This window comes from Mesorhizobium sp. M7A.F.Ca.US.006.01.1.1 (genome assembly GCF_003997935.1).
In the GTDB taxonomy this organism is placed as follows: Bacteria; Pseudomonadota; Alphaproteobacteria; order Rhizobiales; family Rhizobiaceae; genus Mesorhizobium.
The window spans coordinates 1-1,191 of the sequence record NZ_RZQL01000487.1 but is presented as its reverse complement, the minus strand read 5'-3'; the positions used below and the strand labels follow the sequence as shown (position 1 = coordinate 1,191).

The 1,191-nt window shown below is 60.8% G+C and carries 1 protein-coding gene; it reads right to left on the bottom strand.

Features of this window, described 5'->3' with window-relative positions:
- Positions 1 to 51: 51 nt before the first annotated feature.
- On the bottom strand, positions 52 to 1,191 hold a 1,140-nt coding region (locus tag EN943_RS37065), incomplete at its 5' end, for a DUF932 domain-containing protein (RefSeq protein WP_127416618.1).

Sequence of the window (1,191 nt, the reverse complement as noted above, 5' to 3'; positions counted from 1 at the left end):
GTCCGGAGGCGAGGCCGGCGACGAGAGTTTTCGCTGCCGGGCTGAACAGGATCAGGCGGCGAAATCGAGAAGCTTCTTGGCCTTGCCCTCCATTTCCAGGCGAACATCCTGATGCGGCTTGTCGCGCGCGATCCGCGTGATGCCCTGCACGAAATCGAAAATAGATTCTGGCGGTCTGCCTTCCTCCATGAGAACAGTATCGATGATCTTCGTGGTCTCGGACTTGGAGAAGCCTCGCTTGCGCAGGAAGCCCTGGCGATCTTCGTCGTCTCTGGCAACGATCCGTTGCCGCGCCGTCTTGACGCCGTTGACGAACGGCATGGGCGAGGAATCGGCAAACTGGATCAGGGCCGGCTCGGCTTCAAGGGCGAACCGGGAGGCCGCGTATTTTGAATGGCGGATGGTGATTTCCTCGAAATCTTCGACCCCCCACAGATTGCGATTCTGACAAACCGCGCGCAGATAGAAGCTGGCGATCCCGAGGGTGCGGGCTCCAACCTCGGAATTCCAGCAGTAGAAGCCGCGGAAATAGAGATCCGGTTCCCCATTAGGCAGCCGCCCGGCCTCGATCGGGTTCAGATCGTCTACGAGGAAGACAAAGATATCGCGATCAGACGCGTAGAGCGTGGTGGTGTCGCTGGAGATGTCCACGTGCGGATTGTAGATCCCTATCGACCAGTCAAGCACTCCGGGAACCTTCCAGCGCGTGTCTCCGGTTCCGTTGCCGGCGATCTTTTGAACGGCATCCACCAGTTCGGAGTCAAATATTCTGCCGTAATCAGGGCCTGTTACCGCCCGCAACTCGAGGCGTCCGTTCCCGATCTCCAGCGTCTTGACCTGCTCGGCGCGATGGTTGAGGAGACCATGCTGTAGGTTGATCGCCGCTAGCGGAGCCGGTAGCTGGCGCAGATAGGTGGCCGGCGCGCCGACCATGCTGGCGAGTTGGCCAAAACTCCAATGCGTGGGGGCAACAGGCGCACGCGCATCGGGCAGTATTAGTCTCAGGCGTTCGGGATCGTCGCGGCTGGCCTCGACGCGGATTAGCTCACTTTCGACGATGCGGGTCTTGCTGCGCTCCGATCGGCTCTTTACCGATTTCCGGAGGTCGGTAAGCGACAGGTATCGCTCGTCCGCCGGCCGGTTAAACCATTCTGACGAGACGCGGCCGAGGCGCTGGCCGCGGCTGACGTC